The 16,780-nt window shown below is 47.3% G+C and carries 13 protein-coding genes; 12 read left to right on the top strand and 1 reads right to left on the bottom strand.

Annotation, left to right across the window (positions count from 1 at the left end; genetic code table 11):
* The 6 genes from A4E54_RS02305 to A4E54_RS02280 form a co-directional block, all read left to right on the top strand.
* The coding region (locus A4E54_RS02305) for a restriction endonuclease subunit S (RefSeq protein WP_286724113.1) at positions 1–1,284 on the top strand (1,284 nt) is incomplete at its 5' end.
* Positions 1,284–4,388: a type I restriction endonuclease subunit R gene (locus tag A4E54_RS02300; protein WP_286724111.1), complete on the top strand. Its 3,105-nt coding sequence runs from the start codon at positions 1,284–1,286 to the stop codon at positions 4,386–4,388. The genes A4E54_RS02305 and A4E54_RS02300, both read left to right, overlap by 1 nt.
* A gap of 3 nt (positions 4,389–4,391) precedes the next feature.
* The gene (locus A4E54_RS02295) at positions 4,392–5,126 is read left to right on the top strand and encodes a M48 family metallopeptidase (RefSeq protein ID WP_286724110.1); all 735 of its coding nucleotides are present in this window, start codon (positions 4,392–4,394) and stop codon (positions 5,124–5,126) included.
* A gap of 115 nt (positions 5,127–5,241) precedes the next feature.
* Complete coding sequence (locus A4E54_RS02290) at positions 5,242–5,766, top strand: LysM peptidoglycan-binding domain-containing protein (protein ID WP_240083482.1); 525 nt, start codon at positions 5,242–5,244, stop codon at positions 5,764–5,766.
* Between the two features lie 261 nt (positions 5,767–6,027).
* On the top strand, positions 6,028–6,711 hold the full coding sequence (locus tag A4E54_RS02285) for a response regulator transcription factor (protein ID WP_240083481.1): 684 nt from the start codon (positions 6,028–6,030) through the stop codon (positions 6,709–6,711).
* On the top strand, positions 6,708–8,219 hold the full coding sequence (locus tag A4E54_RS02280; protein ID WP_240083480.1) for a sensor histidine kinase: 1,512 nt from the start codon (positions 6,708–6,710) through the stop codon (positions 8,217–8,219). Before A4E54_RS02285 ends, A4E54_RS02280 begins: the two co-directional genes overlap by 4 nt.
* 121 nt (positions 8,220–8,340) lie before the next feature.
* Here the strand turns inward: A4E54_RS02280 and A4E54_RS02275 are convergent, their stop codons facing one another.
* On the bottom strand, positions 8,341–8,841 hold the full coding sequence (locus A4E54_RS02275; RefSeq protein WP_240083479.1) for a hypothetical protein: 501 nt from the start codon (positions 8,839–8,841) through the stop codon (positions 8,341–8,343).
* 412 nt (positions 8,842–9,253) lie between these two features.
* On the opposite strand from A4E54_RS02275, the gene A4E54_RS02270 reads away from it, so the two are divergent.
* The 6 genes from A4E54_RS02270 (at position 9,254) to A4E54_RS02245 (ending at position 16,757) form a co-directional block, all read left to right on the top strand.
* On the top strand, positions 9,254–9,961 hold the full coding sequence (locus tag A4E54_RS02270; RefSeq protein WP_240083478.1) for a response regulator transcription factor: 708 nt from the start codon (positions 9,254–9,256) through the stop codon (positions 9,959–9,961).
* Positions 9,962–11,458 (top strand): sensor histidine kinase, encoded by a 1,497-nt coding sequence (locus A4E54_RS02265; RefSeq protein ID WP_286724108.1) that lies wholly within the window; start codon positions 9,962–9,964, stop codon positions 11,456–11,458.
* 147 nt (positions 11,459–11,605) lie between these two features.
* Positions 11,606–13,741, top strand: a complete 2,136-nt coding sequence (locus A4E54_RS02260; protein WP_286724106.1) for a glycosyltransferase family 39 protein — start codon at positions 11,606–11,608, stop codon at positions 13,739–13,741.
* 13 nt (positions 13,742–13,754) lie between these two features.
* Positions 13,755–14,732: a glycosyltransferase family 2 protein gene (locus tag A4E54_RS02255; RefSeq protein WP_286724104.1), complete on the top strand. Its 978-nt coding sequence runs from the start codon at positions 13,755–13,757 to the stop codon at positions 14,730–14,732.
* A complete protein-coding gene (locus A4E54_RS02250) occupies positions 14,722–15,138 on the top strand; it encodes a GtrA family protein (protein WP_240083474.1) in 417 nt (138 codons plus the stop codon). Before A4E54_RS02255 ends, A4E54_RS02250 begins: the two co-directional genes overlap by 11 nt.
* Before the next feature lie 131 nt (positions 15,139–15,269).
* Complete coding sequence (locus A4E54_RS02245; protein ID WP_353681806.1) at positions 15,270–16,757, top strand: glycosyltransferase 87 family protein; 1,488 nt, start codon at positions 15,270–15,272, stop codon at positions 16,755–16,757.
* The last annotated feature ends 23 nt before the right edge of the window (positions 16,758–16,780 follow it).

Below are 16,780 nucleotides of genomic sequence, written 5' to 3'. Positions count from 1 at the left end.
AGTGAATACTCTGTAGCCAAAGGACCTTACAAAAGCTACCCGGGCGACTGGAAAGTTGTTGAATTAGGTAATTTGCTCAGTAAAGTCGGAAGACCGGTGGAAGTCATTCCTGATCGTGAATACCGGGAAATAGGCATCCGTTCTCACGGTAAGGGGCTTTTTTATAAAGAGCCGGTTAAAGGAAGCGACCTGGGGAACAAGTCCGTTTTTTGGGTTGAGGCGAACTGCTTGATTATTAATATTGTTTTTGCGTGGGAGCAGGCTGTCGCAATCACAACCCTCCGGGAAGAAGGAATGATTGCCTCGCACCGGTTCCCGATGTGGCGGTCGAAAGGAAATGCGGATTTAAATTATTTATGGTATGTTTTTTTGACGCCGTTTGGCAGGCGCCTTCTTGAATTGGCCTCGCCGGGCGGAGCGGGGAGAAACAGGACACTCGGGCGGGATGACTTTAATAAAACCTCTGTCTGTATACCGTCAAATATTGAAGAGCAACAAAGAATAGTAAAAATCCTCTCAACCTGGGACAAAGCCATTGAATTAAAAGAAAAGCTTATAGGAGAAAAAAAGCGGCAGAAAAAATGGCTGATGCAAAACCTGCTGTCAGGTAAAAAGCGCCTTCCAGGTTTCGCTGGCGAATGGAAAGAGGTATGGCTGGGGGATTTATTTAGATTTGAAGGCGGGCTTTCTTTTTCAAGAAATGAATTGCAAACAGATAAAGGTATTTGCTATTTGCATTATGGTGATATTCATAAATCAACCAAGAATTATATTAATGTCGAAGAAGAGTATTCCCAACTCCCCAAGTTATTAACTACGATTAGTGACTTAAATACCGATTGCCTATTAAATAATGGAGATATTGTGTTTGTGGACACATCTGAGGATTATGAAGGAATGGGTAAATATATTGTAGTGAAAAAGAAAAATAACATTCCGTTCATAGCGGGGCTGCACACAATAATTGCCCGTCCAGTAAGTGAATCGATCGCTGATGATTTTAAACGATATTGCTTTAGTACTTTTGACGTAAAAAAACAATTTACAGTGTTAGCCAATGGTACTTCTGTGTATGGTATTAATAAAAACAGCATTAAAAAGATATCTTTTCTACTCCCGCCACTCCCGGAACAAACCGCCATTGCCGAAGTCCTATCCACTGCAGACCAGGAAATTGACCTGCACGAAAAGCAGTTGGAGGAATTGAAAAAGCAGAAAAAAACTTTAATGCAGTTATTGCTGACAGGTATTATCAGAGTCAATACGCAGGAGGTTTCTTCTTAATGCCCGACCATACCATATTCGATGAACGCCCGGAGAGTCAGAACCGGGCGATAAAAATTTTAGAAAGATTAGGCTATCAGTACATACCGCGTTCCCAGGCGGAAATCTTGCGGGGGCGTCTTTCCAACGTGCTGTTCCCCGATGTTTTGCGCGAGTTTCTGCACCGGCAGTCTTTTGTGTACCGGGGCAAACGGACGCCTTTTTCCGGCCGGTCGATCGGCAAAGCAATCAGGGATATCGACGCGCCGCTTGTTGCCGGCCTGATGTCCGCGAGCAAGACGATCTACGACCTGCTTGTCTCCGGCAACAGCTATGAGGAGGAGTTGTTCGACGGCGGCCGCCAGTCCTTTGACTTGAAGTTTATCGACTGGGAGCAGCCGGAAAACAATATCTGGCAGGTGACCGACGAATTTTCGGTGGAACGGCCGGACGGCAAATATGCGCGGCCTGATATCGTGCTGCTCGTCAACGGCATTCCCCTGGTGGTGATCGAGTGCAAGAAATCCGGTGTGGACGTGGAGCGGGGCGTCGCGCAAAACGTGCGCAACTGGCAGCCCGGCTACATTCCCCATTTGTTCAAATTCTCTCAAATCGTCATGGCCATGCACCCCAATATTGTCAAATACGGCACCTGCGGCACACCTTCCGAGTATTTTAGCGTCTGGCGGGAGAGAGACTACCAGTGGCAGCAGGAAAAATGCCGGAATGTCAGCCCCGACGGACTGGTTAACGAACAGGACAGAGCCATAGTTTCCCTGCTCTCCCGGGAGAGGCTGCTGGAATTGATTCGCTATTTTACCCTGTACGACCAAAATGTGAAGAAAATAGCCCGCTACCAGCAGTTTTTCGGCATTCTCGCGGCTATGAAGCGAATCAAAGGTGAAGACGGCAGGAATACCGGAAACGGGGTGATCTGGCATACGCAGGGCAGCGGCAAGTCTTTGACCATGGTGATGCTGGTTAAAAAAATCCTGTCCGACCCGGAGATAATAAACCCCCGTTTTGTGCTGGTTAATGACCGGATCAATCTGGACAAGCAGCTTAGAGATAATTTTGCCAAAACCCAGCTTAACCCGGTCCGGGCGAAAACAGGCAAAGGCTTGATCGACCTGCTGAATGACAGGGGTGTGACGATCATTACCACCCTGGTGCATAAATTTGACACTGCGGCCAAAAGGAGAATTAAAATTAAAGACGACAATATATTCCTGTTGGTTGACGAGAGCCACCGCAGCCAGTACGGCCAGCTGCACAACATGATGATTGACGTGCTGCCCAACGCGATCAAGCTGGGATTTACCGGCACGCCGCTGCTTAAGAAAGACAAATTCAACACCTATAAAAAATTCGGGCCGCTTATCGACAGTTACCCGATTGACCGGGCGGTGGAAGACGGCGTCATCGTTCCCCTGGTCTACGAGGGCAGGATTATTCCCCAGGACGTGTCCGGCGCAAGGATAGACGATTATCTCAAATACATCATCGCGCCGCTGAGCCGGGAGCGGCAGGAAGATATGAAGCGCAGGTGGAGCCGCTTTTTGCCCCTGGCGCAGACCAGGCAGCGGATCGACATGGTGGCCTTTGATATTCACGAGCACTTCATCAGCTACGCCAAGCCGAAGAGATTGAAGGCCATGGTCGCGGCTTCGTCCCGTCCGGCCGCCATTGACCTGCATTACTCTATCAGGAAGCTTGGCGGGGTGAAAACAGCGGTGGTGATATCGCCCGAAAATATAAGTGAGGGTGAGGAGCTGACCGGCGAAAGCAGAAAGAAAATAAAAGACTTTTTCAAAGAAGAGGTGGAGCCGCTCTTCGGCAACAACCACGAGGAATATGCGGACTGGGCCAAAAGCAGCTTCATCAGTGCCGAAGAGGTGGATATGCTGATCGTTAAAGACATGCTCCTGACCGGCTTTGACGCGCCGGTGGCCGCCGTGCTTTACGTGGACAAACCCATGCGGGAGCATTCGCTGCTGCAGGCCATTGCCCGGGTCAACCGCGTGTGTCCAGGCAAAGATTTCGGACTCATCGTGGATTACTGGGGTATTTTCGGCAGGCTGAATACCGCCATGGATATGTATTCAGACGAAAAATCGGGCATGGATGGATACGAGCAGGCCGATATAGAAAATGCTATTTTAGGGGCCGGTGATCAGAAGGTCAAACTGGAAAACGCCCATCGGGAATTGTGGGCTATCTTTGATGAGCAGGACTTTGACCGGAACCGTTCCGAGGGCTGGCAAAGCGCATTGGCGGATGGCGATCTCAGAAAGCTTTTTTACGAGCGGCTTTCATTATTTTCCCGCTTACTGGACCTGGCCACGGGCAGCTATGCTTTGTATGACGCGGTTGGCTGCGGCCGGATGCAAAAATATAAGCGGGATTTGCTTCATTTTCAAAAGCTGCGCGGGGCAATTTTGCTCCGCTACAACGAAAAAGTGGATTTCAGCAGGTATGAAGACGGCATCCGCAGCCTGCTGAACAACTTTGTGCTGGCGGAGCCAGGTCAAATTATTGTTGAGCCTGTTTCCATTCATGATTCCGAGGGGATGAAGGAGCAGCTTGAAAAACTGGACAGCAAGGCCGCCAAAGGTGACGCCATTCGCACGCGCATGGACAGAGAGCTGGAGACCTGCCGTTATGACGACCCGCTGCTGCACAAGAAGTTTTCCGAGCAGCTCAAAGAAACCCTGGAAGAATACCGGGCGTCGCGAAATGATCATTCTTATCTCTGTAAAATGGAGAAAATCGCGGATGATTTCAGAAGAGGTTATACCAGCCACCACTATCCGGCCTGCATAGACAATGACAGTGACGCGAAAGCTTTTTACGGCTCGATTCAAAATATCATCGCCGCGGCGATAAAGGATGTTTCGCCGGAAACAGATGAAGCGATGGGGCGCCTGGCTGTTGAGGTGAAAAAGTCGATAGCCAACCGGGCCAAGGTTGACTGGCGCTTTAACGTAGCGGTGCAGAAAGATATGACGCAGGCGCTTGATGATCTAATCTGGGATTTTCTCGAAGAACACGGGATCGAACTGCCTGTCGAGAAGATTGATCTTATCCTGGAAGGACTTATGACAACGGCAGTGAGAAGGTATTAGATTATGACTTCCAAGAAATTATGCTTGACTAAACCATGGGGCGATATTGAGGTAATTGTTGAGCGCAAAAGCGTAAAAAGAATCCGGCTGAAAGTGTTTCCGAATGGTGTTGTGAAGCTGTCGGCGCCACATGGAGTACCGGATAAGTATATCAATGATTTTCTCAGAAGCAAAACGGCGTGGATTGAAAAGTCATTGAATTATTTCAGAGACACTGAAGCCGATGATATTGAAACAGAAATACGCAGCGGAGCAACCACCCGCGTTTTGGGCAGGCAAGTCAGAATCATGGTCAATGAAGCGAATAGCTACAAAATTGAACAAAAGGAAGATTATGTTTATATTCTTTCTCCCGCAGCCGGGGACAAGCAAGCTTTGCAAAATCAATTCGGGCGCTGGTGGCGAAAACAGAGCAAAACTTATTTTTTAGCGGTTATTGACAGGTTTTATCCCATTGTCGCCAAACATGGTGTTAACAAGCCTGCACTTTCGGTCAGAAGAATGAAGACTATTTGGGGCAGCTGCTCCAGAAGGTACGGCAAAATCAATCTGAATTATTATTTATACAAGGCCCCGCCGCCCTGTGTTGATTATGTCGTTTTGCATGAACTGGCCCACTTTCTTTATCCCAAGCATGATCAAGCTTTCTATGAATTCTTGACGGTGCATATGCCGGACTGGAAAGAGCGAAAAAGAATCCTTGATCACGAGGTTGTGAAGGGACTGGGCACTAATTGATTGTGAGAACAGATGAGGAAATGTCCGCCGCCATGCAGGAACTGGCTGTCACTTCCGGAAAAATTGAAGAATTGGCTAAGGCTGTTTGATGGAAGATGCAAGGGGGAAACGTAGCTTGAAAAGAATCGACGATAGTGAAATCATAGGTAAAAGCATTAAGGATATAGAGATAATTTATTCAAAGGATACTAGTTTCATAAAAAAGAAGCATTTAATGCTGGGTTTGATGATCACGGTTTTATTGATATTCGTAATGGGTGTTAGGATCTACAAACTTGAGATGTCCGTACCGCCAACGCAAAATGTGCAAAATAATGAGGGTGAGGAGTATGTTTCATTCAAGGAACAAGTCGGCGAACCGATAGAACAACAATCGGTAGAACAACAATCAATAGATCAACAATCAATAGATCAACAATCAGTAGATCAACAACCGGCAGGTCAAACTCCGCCTGCTGATGAAATTATTTATTATGAAATCCAGAAAGGTGATTGTTTTGAAACAATCGCAACTTATTATTATGGTTCGGAAAGTTACGCCTCTGAACTGGCCCGGTTTAATAAAATGAAAGTAAATAGTATATTAAATATAGGACAGATTATTAAGGTGCCGAGAGAAACTGACAAGCTCCGGCAATAGAGCTTTCAAATAAATCAAGGGCTATCGGGGCGATAACCCTTGAGCCTTTTTTGCACAAGTTTTGATGAGCAAGCTTTATACTGCAGATATTCAACAAGTTTTCAGTTTTTCTTCAGTATGGTTTCAGTTATAACCCGGATAATATGAATATAGTGACAAAGGAATGGGGACACACCTCCTATCGGAGGAATGTCCCCGATGGAATGTCCCGGATGGAATGTCCCCGGTGGAGTGTCCCGGATGTGAAGGTGGTGATAGGCGATGCAACAATTAAAAGGAATTAAGATATTAGTAGTGGACGATGAGCCGAATATCCTGCAATTCTTGGAACTCGGCCTGCAAAACGAGGGGTTCGAGGTGCAAACCGTCCAGGATGGGATGACAGCCATTACCATGATGAAGCAATTCCAGCCGCACGTTGTTATTCTTGATGTCATGATGCCTGGAATGGACGGCTTCGAAGTATGCCGGATGCTGAAAAAAACGGAGAATGTGGCTGTGATCATGCTGACGGCCAAGGATGAAGTGGATGACCGGGTGAAGGGTCTGACGCTTGGAGCCGATGACTACATGATCAAGCCGTTTAGCTTTGAGGAACTGCTTGCCAGGATTTATGCCAGAATCCGTAATCAATTTCCAAATTTATTCGGGGAAGTAGTGATCGGGCCGTTTCATATCGATGACCGCCGCAAAGAGATCAGGCTCGAAGACAGGGTTATGGAATTGTCTCCCACCGAGTATAAGCTTCTTAAATTTTTGGTTCTTAATCATGGGTTGGTTATAAGCAAAACGATGATTTTAGAAAAAGTATGGGGCTATGATTTTGGCGGCGAGGAAAATATTGTCGAGGTGTATATCCGTTCTTTGCGGGACAAATTAAACGACAAAGACCATCAGTTAATACGAACCTTGCGCGGTTCAGGCTACCGTGTTGATCTGCCATGAACCGTAAGATAAGGACGCAGCTCAAAGCCTTTTTCGCTCCCAACTCGCTCCGGGTCCAATTGTTGTCCCGTTCTTTGCTGATCCTCGCGGTTTTGCTTATGCTTATAGGCCTGTTTCAATATGTTTTTATGCGGGAAGTTATTTACCGAAATAAGGCCTCCATCATGCAGAGCCAGATGCAGAGCCAGCTAATGGCGCTCGCCCCTGAAGCCTGGCAGCATTTCAGCATGAGCGAGGAGTATGGTGCTGCGCGCCCGCCGCGTTTTTTTATTCCTGACGCAAATGTAGCCTTTGTTGATCCGCAGGGCAACTATTCCGTGTTGTTCAGCGGGCCTGACGGCGCGAGTCCGCCCAAATTGGCATCCCAGGAGTATATGGACGCGTTGAAGAAAAAACCGGTTACGAACTACAGGGTAATTAATGATGCCGGGGGAGCGGAACAATTAGTGGTGCTTCAGCCGGTTTTTGAGCGCGGGCAGGTGCTTGGCGTCATTCAGGCAAGTACTTTGACCAACCCGCTCAAGGAGTTGCTTGTGCGCCAGCTCTTCACTTTCTTGCTCCTCTCCCTTGCCGCCATGCTGTTTGGGCTGCTCGGCTTTTTACCGATAATTAAAAAAACATTGGTCCCTTTATTCAACATGGTGGATACCGCGGAACAAATTGACGCCGGGAATTTAGACAGGCGTTTTCCAACCCGGCAGGGACAGGTGGAAATTGATCGTTTGGCGGAATCCTTTAACGGCATGTTGGAGCGGCTGGAAGCGTCTTTTGAAGCGGAAAGAGAAACTAAAGAACAGATGCGCCGCTTTATAGCGGACGCCTCTCACGAACTGCGCACGCCGTTAACATCTATTCACGGGTTTCTGGAGGTATTGCTCCGCGGCGCGGCCAATCAGCCTGAGCAGCTGCATAAATCATTAAAAAGCATGCATAGCGAATCGGGCCGCCTCACAAAATTGGTGCATGATTTGCTTCTCCTGAGTAAGCTTGACCGCGAACCGCGCATTGAGCTAAAGGAAGGCTTTTTGGATAATGTTATCCAGGAGATGGAGCCGCAGCTGCGCATCCTGGCCGACGGCAGGAAGCTTGACTTGTCGGTCGAGCCGAACATGAAATGCAAATTTGACATGGACAAAATGAAGCAGGTTGTTTTGAATCTGTTTCATAACGCGGTGCAGCACACGGACCCCGAAAAAGGCCATATCCGCATTTCATTATGCGGAAAGAACAATGGAGTGCAGTTATCCTTTCAAGACAACGGGCCGGGGATCAGTGCAGACCATCTCCCGCACGTGTTTGATCGTTTTTACCGCAGCGATTCCTCCCGGACGCGCAAATATGGCGGCGCCGGTTTAGGCCTGGCAATTACCAAGTCCATTGTTAATGCTCACGGAGGAACAATTAACGTTGAAAGCCAAGAGGGAGAAGGGTGCATATTTCATATCCGGCTTCCCGCCCAGGCAAATGAGGCAAATGGGACGGTTCGGGAGGAGCTGGTTCAGAAATAAAAACGGTTCTCAAGGGGCGAAGAGGCAATGGGGGGACAGCTCTTGTTTCTGCCTGTTCATGGCGGCGGCAAGAACCGCCCCCGCTTGCCTTCCAGCGTGGTGTTTTCTTGTTTAGTTTTAATTAGACTGTTTCATTAACTATGTTGCCAACCTGATCGACGTTAGCGGCTTGATGGCTGTTGAAAAGTTCGTACATCTGTTTTTGAAAATCTTCCATGGTCAAACCTTGTTCCTCAATTATTGTTTGTAAGTCCTTGCCTGATTCCAGCAGGTCTGTTAGCTCCTCGGATGAGAGGTTTAAAACGCTTGCCGCGTCAGTCAAAAATTGATCGGTTCCTTTGCCGGGCGGCGGTGGCGGAGCCGCATCTCGAGTACTGTCAGCTTGACCTTTATTGGGGTTCAGCTCATCCATCTTTTCACGAAATTCATCCACGCTCAAACCTTGGTCTGTAACGATGGTGTCTAAGTCCTTACCCGATTCCAATTCTGACAAGAGTTCGTCGTATGAAAGCCCTAAAACACTAGCCGCATCGGTTAAAAAAGGGTCTTGTCCATTCTTGTTATTAATGCCTTTCGTGTTCATCATAAAATTAGCGGCGCTGACACTTTGAATTGCATTCATTTACCTTTACCTCCTTAAAATTATGGTTTATAAATTTCCGCTACCCTCCTTGTCAAGTTAATTTATTAGGTTTAATAAAGTAATATATATATATAATGATGATTCGCAAACTTGCGAATAAATATAATAATTAAATTGGTTTGACGAGTTTTCAATTTGCATACTGCTATCGTCTATTATAATTATCGGCAGGTGTTGCTTTTCTCAACATATCTGTAATGTGGCAAACTTGTGGCAAGAAAATAAGATTGTAACTTTATATGCCAAATTACGTCGTTTAATTTCCAACCTATCATTATATATATATTTAATGCAAAAATATCCGCCAAACTGTGGCAAAATTAAAGCAATAAGTTTTTTCAGCGAAATTACATTTATAAAATGGTAAAATAATTTAGGGTGAGTGATATTTATGAATAAAAAATTAATATATGTTGCAGATGATGAGATCAATATTTGTAATATAATAAAATCATTTCTTATTAAAGAAGGGTATGATGTTGAAGCTTTCTATAATGGACGCGCCATTCTTGAGGCTTTTAGTTTCAGACCGGCAGATATGCTCATAATAGACATCATGATGCCTGAGATGGATGGATATACTGTTTGTTCACTAATCCGCCAAAAAAGTAATGTGCCGATTATTATTGTGTCTGCCAAAGATACCGAATCCGACAAGGTAGCCGGGCTTACCCTGGGAAGCGATGATTATCTTACAAAACCGCTTAGTCCTATGGAACTTATTGCCAGAGTAAAAAGTGTTTTTCGGAGAATTGAATTTGATAAAAGCAACGTAGGAAGTAATCACATTGTTAAGATTTTAGATATTTCAATAAATCCTGATACCAAAACGGCTGAGATTAATAATAAAAACATCGGACTTACAGGAATGGAATTATCATTGCTCTATTATCTGTCTATCAATAGAAACAGAGCTGTTAGCCGCAATGAACTTCTTGACAAAGTGTGGGGATTTGAAAACGTGGTGGAGACCCGTGCGACAGATGATATGATCAAAAGAATCCGAAAAAAGCTTTCTAACGCTGGTTCGATTCTAAAAATTGATACAGTGTGGGGATTTGGTTTTAAAATACAGGATAAGCCAATCGGTAGAGGGTAAATGAAGAGGAACACCATTAAATGGCGACTTATTAAATTTAACCTTGTTTTAATCATCATGCTGATCACCCTGACAACAATAATATTTAATATTGCTGTCCGAAAGTACATCGAAAAAGAGATTATTGGCCAGTTGGATAGAATCGCCTCACATACTGAAGATACTGCGTTGCTGCAAGGACCGGACTTTTTTCCGGGACTTCCGGGCCCTGAGAGAGAGCCTAATCCGCCGCCTCCTTTTCCTGATGCGCCCAATAATGACCTTGTCAGATTTTATTTTATGTTGGACCGTTCATTAAGAGAGCCTCTGTCTGTCTTGAATGCGGATTATATTTTACTGGATAAAGATAAAAATAGAATAACACCTTTCCCGGAAGAATCCTTCAAGCCTCCTGCTGAACTCTTGAGCCAGATAAATGACCAGATGAAGTTAAAAAGTTTTAACGATGAATCATACTTGAACTTTCATTTATCCGGTGCTGAATATATAGCAATTATCAAGCCGGTATCTCAAAAGAACTCTTTCGGATTAGGGTGGATTATCATATACTCCAGTCTTCAAGAGGTTAATCAGTTGCAAAAGGGAATAAATATTATCCTGCTTGTTATCCTGATTTTCTCGGCTTTGGTTATTTCGCTCTTTTCTTCTCAGATGTCAAAAAAAATATCTGCCGTTTTTATTTCTCTCAATCAACATATCAGAGCTATAGCGGAAAGGAATTTCGGCGCTAAAATCTATTTGCAGGCAGATGATGAATTGCACGATTTTGTCAATAATATTAATATTATGACTGAAAAGCTTGAAACTTATGATCAAGCACAGAAAACTTTTCTGCAAAATGTATCCCATGAATTCAGAACACCGCTTATGTCTATTCAGAGTTACGCCGAAGGCATCAAATATGACGTTGTTGATAGTGATGCCGCTGCCGATATAATAATCGGTGAAACCAGGCGTATGACCAATCTGGTGGAAGATCTGCTATATTTATCACGCCTTGATGCAATAGAGGAAAATTATCACTTTGACAATTTGAATTTTAATAAATTAATTGATACTTGTATTGATCGTATGAGTGGAATTGCCGTTAATAGCAACAAAAAAATTACTTCAAATGAACTCGATAAAAATATTGAAATTTATGCGGATGAAGAAAAGATTTCTCGTGCGATTACAAATATAATCAGTAACTGCATACGATATGCAAATAGTACTATTGAGATCTTGTTAAATATTATTGAAAATAACAGAGTAGAAATTAAAATTTCTGATGACGGTTCCGGTTTTGAAGAGAATGAACTTCCATATATATTTGAGAGGTTTTATAAGGGTAAAAAAGGAAATTACGGGCTCGGATTGGCTATCAGCAAAAATGTGATTGAAAAGCACAACGGAATGATCTCTGCCGAAAATTCCGCTTCTGGCGCCGTATTTAGAATTGAGTTGCCGACAGTAGAGAGTAGAGGGGGTCAGGCTACTAACTTATTAACTTATTGACGAATTCGTCAATAAGTTAATAAGTTAGTAGCCTGACCCCCTCCCTATTCAGGGTATATTCAGCCGGTACTCAATCAATGTTCAGTTGCCGTTAAGGGATAATTCAGGGAAAAGGGGTATTATTGTAATGTAAAAAGCCGGGACATCATGCGGGGTTGCTCGCAAGAGGGGGAGATCAAAATAAAACCGGGGAAACTTCAACGTTTGGATTTTATCCTGATCGGCATTGCTTTACTGGCCGCTTTCTTGAATATTTATAAAATCTGGAATGAGCAGTACGCCAACGCTTATTATACTGCGGCGGTAACCAGCATGCTGCAGAGCTGGCACAATTTTTTCTACGCTTCTCTTGATCCGGGCGGTTACGTCACGGTGGATAAACCGCCGGTCACGTTTTGGGTTCAGACGTTGTTCGCCTATATTTTCGGGGTGCACGGATGGAGCGTGATTCTTCCGCAGGCTTTGGCCGGCGTTGGTTCCGTATTGCTGATGTATATTCTGGTCAAGCCGACGTACGGCAAAACGGCTGCCCGGCTGGCCAGTCTGGTAATGGCGTGTACTCCGATTGCCGTCGCGGTGAGTCGAACAAATAATATTGACAGCTTGTTGGTATTTACCCTCCTTCTGGCCACTTGGATGTTGTTCCGGGCGGTCAACAATCAAAAGTTGGCTTGGCTCTTGGGCGCTTTCGCCATGATCGGCGTGGGCTTCAATATGAAAATGCTGCAAGCTTACATGGTTGTTCCGGCTTTTTACGTGTTTTACCTGCTGGCTTTCAAAACCGGGTGGAAAAAGAAACTGGCTGTGCTTGCGGCGGCGACGGTTGTCATGTCTGTGGTAACCCTGTCCTATGCGGTGGTTGTTGATATGATCCCAGAGAAAAACCGGCCGTACATCGGCGGCAGCCAAACAAACTCTGTATTGGAGCTTGCCTTCGGCTATAACGGGATAGCCCGCTTGAAGGGAATGGGCAGGGGAGGCATGGGATCCGGCGGCGCGCCGCCGGACCAGCGGCAGACAAGGCAGGAAGAGGACGTAACGCCGGACCGGCAGCAAACGCGGCAGGATGGCGACAATATGCCCGGCGGGCAGCAAGTACAGCAGGCTGGCAGCAACATGCCCGACCAGCAGCAGATGCAGCCTGACGGAAACAATAGCCCGGGGGGCTACCCTGGGGTTAATGAAGGACTAAGCCCGGCACCAGGCGGGGGTGGACCGCCAGGGCAGGGTGGCGGAGGCGGAGGCGGTATGTTCGGAACCGGCCGGGCCGGGCCGCTGCGTTTGCTCCAATCCGAACTGTCCGGGCAAGCCAGTTGGCTGCTGCCCTTTGTAGCGTTCGCCTGCGTGGGACTGCTGGCCGGCACGCGCCTGAGAAAGCTGACTGCCAAACAGAAGGAAGCCTTGTTCTGGCTGACCTGGCTGCTTCCGACAATGGTGTTTTTCAGCGTAGCGGGCTTCTTCCATCAATATTACCTGATTATGCTCGCCCCGCCGGTCGCGGCGCTGGCGGGAACAGGCTGGGCAGAGCTATGGAACCAGTACCGCAATAAAGAAGGCTGGAAAAGGTGGCTGCTGCCGGCAGGGTTGCTGGCTACCACGGCTTTTGAGCTATATATCCTGCAGCCCTACCAAGAGCAAATCGGCGCGGGCTGGTTAATCGGCATGGGAGTCGCGGGAACCGGGCTGGCGCTGTTATTGCTGCTGGCCGCCAAGAAAGAAAAGCTGGTGTCGATTGCCGCGATAGCAGGGATGCTGGTGTTGCTGGCGGCGCCGTTATACTGGTCGGCCACTCCGCTTCTTTATGGAGACAACAGCATGCTGCCGCAGGCCGGACCAAGCCGGCAGGGTTTCGGCCAAAGGCAGGGCATGGGCGGCGGCATGAACTCAAGCAGTATCAATACCAAGCTGCTTGAGTATGTCACCAGGAATAATACGGGGGAAGCGTACCTCTTTATGACTCCTGAGGCATCCACGGCTGAATCTTATATTATCGAGACCGGCCAAGCTGTTGTCGCCATGGGCGGGTTCAGCGGTTCGGACCCCATTCTCACAGCCGAGAAGCTGGCACAAATGGTGGCGGATAAAAAGGTGAAATTTTTCCTGATCCCTTCATCCGGCTCAGGCGGCAGAGGCGGCGGCAGCGAAGTGATGGATTGGATCCGCGCCAACGGCACGGAGGTTCCTAAAGAAGAATGGCAATCGAACTCCGCCCAAGATAGCCCGCAAGGCGGCCGTCCCATGGGCATGGGGAACAGTGAGACATTATACGAAATCAATATCTAAAGGATGAGATGTGATGAAAAGAAACGTTCGATATACCATTATCATTCCGGTCTATAACGAAGAGGCTGTTGTTGAGGAAACCTATCGCCGGCTGACGCGGGTGATGGAAGCCACCGGTGAACCGTATGAATTGCTGTTTGTCAACGATGGAAGCCGGGACCGGACGGCGGAACTGATCGAGAGCTTTGCCGGGTCGGACAAATGTGTGCGGCTGCTTGATTTCTCGCGTAATTTCGGCCATCAGATAGCTATTACCGCGGGCATGGATTATGCCCGCGGGGATGCCGTGGTGATTATCGACGCCGATTTGCAGGATCCGCCCGAGCTGATCCCGCTCATGATCGATAAGTGGAAAGAGGGCTATGAAGTCGTCTATGCGCAGCGTTCTAAACGGAAAGGGGAGACGCTGTTCAAAAAATGGACCGCCGCTTTGTTCTATCGCACTCTGCGCGCGCTGACGGAAGTAAATATTCCGCTGGATACCGGCGACTTCCGCCTGATCGACCGGAAAGTGTGCGACGCCATGCGCGGCGTCCGGGAGAAAAACCGCTTCGTCCGCGGCCTGGTCAGTTGGGTAGGCTTCCGTTCAACAGCCGTTGAGTATGTCCGGGAAGAACGGTTTGCGGGGGAAACGAAATACCCGCTGAAGAAAATGCTGCGCTTTTCGATGGACGGGATTGCGTCTTTCTCCCACAAACCGTTGAAGCTGGCCGCATATCTCGGTTTCATGATTTCGTTCGCCAGTTTTATCTACCTGGTTGTCTCTTTGGCTCAAAGATTATTCAACACCGGCGCGGCTGCCGGATGGCCGTCCCTTATCGCCTGCCTGCTGCTGACGGACGGCGTGATATTGATCGTTTTGGGCATCCTCGGAGAGTATGTCGGCAGGATTTACGACGAGACGAGAAACCGGCCGCTGTATATTCTCCGGAACAAACGGGAGGTTGAGGATGCCGAGCATGAAATCGAGGTGATTTACAGTGCTCTCTGATAAATACAGGACTATTCAGTTCCTGCGCTTTTGTACCGTCGGGGTGGCCAATACGGCGGTGGACTTTGCCGCCTTTTTCCTTTTGAATCTCTGCGGGGTGCCGTATTTGCTCGCCCAGGTGCTTTCCTATTCGGCTGGTGTCGTGAATAGTTACCTTCTCAATCGAAAGTGGACGTTCCGGGTGGCGAGAAAAGCCAACCTCCAGGAAGCCGCGAGTTTTATCGTTGTGAACGGGATTTCCTTGCTGGTGTCGTCCAGCCTGTTAGCCGTATTGCACGATGTAAACCATCTCAACCTTTGGCTCTGCAAGTTAACGGCCACAGCGGCCGGCGTCATTGTGAACTTTATGGGAAACCGGCTCTGGGTATTCGCGGAGAGCCAAAAAACCAGGGGTGAAGTATCCTGAGCAGCCAAATGATGTTTTTGAAGAAGCATATATTGAAAATAAGCTTGCTGTTAATACTTATATCATCAGGATTATTATGCTTTTATTCGTTAAGAAGCTACAGCGGTAACGCCGCCTCACGCCAAGGCGGAATGGAAACCCGTAATTTTCTCCCGGGGGAAAGAAGCGGCGCCGAAACCGGCAACGCCCTCCCGGGGGAAAGAAACCGGCCGCCCGGGATGGCCAATCAATTGCCTGAAGGGCAGCCGAATATTGACTCAACCCAGCGTACGGCGCCTCCCAATGGACGGATGCGGGGAGGGATTACCGGCGCGGGGATCAAGTATTCTCCTCAACTAATCGCATATGCAGCAGTATTTTTGGCTGTTTTCATCGCGGCATATTATTTTCTCGTACGCAAAAAGCTGAAAATCCACCCCGGCCATGAGAGAATATTAATATTCACCATGCTCGGCGCGGGGCTGCTTTTGCGAATTTCCGCCGCCACATTGACAGACGGGCATCCTTTTGACATGAGTCTTTTCAAAAACTGGGCCACCGCCGCGGCGCATAATCTTTTTCAAGTTTATGCAAGCTCCCGGTCGAGCGACTACCCGCCCTTGTACATGTATATTTTGTTTTTAGCCGGCAAGGCTGCCGGAGTCCAGGCAATGAGTCCGTACTATACATTATTGTTAAGGCTGCCGTCAATAGTGGCTGATATCGCCACGGCATATCTTATATACAGGCTGGCCGGCAAATATCTGTCCCGGGAAATCAGCATCCTGTTATCCGCCTTTTATGCTTTCAACCCGGCTGTTATGATCAATTCTACCTTTTGGGGACAGGTGGATTCATTCTTCACCTTTATTGTCGTATCTTCTTTGTATATGCTGTCGGAAAAAAAGATCGGCCTTGCTTCCGCCTTATTCACGGCCGCCGTGTTGATGAAGCCGCAGGGAATTATTTTTCTGCCCGTGCTTTTCTTTGAACTGGTCAGGGGAAAAAGCTTTAAAAGCTTCCTGACGGCGGCAGCTTTCGCCTTGGGTACTGCTGCAATGATTATCCTGCCGTTTGCCTTGTCCAAAGACGCGCTGTGGATTTTCAAGCTCTTCTCAAACACTATGGGAGAGTATCCCTATGCCTCCGTTAACGCGTTCAACTTCTTCAGTTTGATTGGGAAAAACTATGCAAAAGACGCGACAACCATGTTTCTGTTAAGCTATCATAACTGGGGGATGATTTTTATTGTCATCATTACGGCTTTTTCATGGTTCATTTATATTAAAGGAAACAGCAGGGCGTTTGCTTTTGCGGCGGCGCTTCTCCTTATCGCGGGTGTGTTCGTGTTTTCCACCAGGATGCATGAAAGATACTTGTTTCCCGCTGTCGCCCTGTCAATTTTAGCTTTTATTTACCTCAAGGATAAAAGGCTGCTGCTGTTGTCCGCCGGATTCAGCTCCACTGTTTACATCAATACGCATCTGGTTCTTTTTGAGACGAGCAAAGGGATAAATTTCGTATCTTTTAATCCTGTTCTTATAATTGCCTCCCTACTGAACGTGTTGCTGTTTTTCTATCTTGTCAAAGTGTTATTTGATATTGCCGTTAAGAAAAAGACATACGCTTGCGGATGCTAAGTGCTTGTACATCCCCGCGTCGC

The organism is Pelotomaculum sp. PtaB.Bin117, from assembly GCF_002067195.1.
GTDB lineage: Bacteria > Bacillota > Desulfotomaculia > Desulfotomaculales > Pelotomaculaceae > Pelotomaculum_D > Pelotomaculum_D terephthalicicum.
This window is presented reverse-complemented; position numbering and strand designations above follow the sequence as displayed.

Excerpts from the sequence above, each read along its gene's own strand:
- A4E54_RS02265 (WP_286724108.1), top strand. The coding sequence starts at position 9,962 with ATGAAGAGGAACACCATTAAATGGCGACTTATTAAATTTAACCTTGTT.
- A4E54_RS02275 (WP_240083479.1), bottom strand. The coding sequence starts at position 8,841 with ATGAATGCAATTCAAAGTGTCAGCGCCGCTAATTTTATGATGAACACG.
- A4E54_RS02280 (WP_240083480.1), top strand. The coding sequence starts at position 6,708 with ATGAACCGTAAGATAAGGACGCAGCTCAAAGCCTTTTTCGCTCCCAAC.
- A4E54_RS02300 (WP_286724111.1), top strand. The coding sequence starts at position 1,284 with ATGCCCGACCATACCATATTCGATGAACGCCCGGAGAGTCAGAACCGG.
- A4E54_RS02260 (WP_286724106.1), top strand. The coding sequence starts at position 11,606 with ATGCGGGGTTGCTCGCAAGAGGGGGAGATCAAAATAAAACCGGGGAAA.
- A4E54_RS02295 (WP_286724110.1), top strand. The coding sequence starts at position 4,392 with ATGACTTCCAAGAAATTATGCTTGACTAAACCATGGGGCGATATTGAG.
- A4E54_RS02245 (WP_353681806.1), top strand. The coding sequence starts at position 15,270 with ATGGAAACCCGTAATTTTCTCCCGGGGGAAAGAAGCGGCGCCGAAACC.
- A4E54_RS02270 (WP_240083478.1), top strand. The coding sequence starts at position 9,254 with ATGAATAAAAAATTAATATATGTTGCAGATGATGAGATCAATATTTGT.
- A4E54_RS02285 (WP_240083481.1), top strand. The coding sequence starts at position 6,028 with ATGCAACAATTAAAAGGAATTAAGATATTAGTAGTGGACGATGAGCCG.
- A4E54_RS02255 (WP_286724104.1), top strand. The coding sequence starts at position 13,755 with ATGAAAAGAAACGTTCGATATACCATTATCATTCCGGTCTATAACGAA.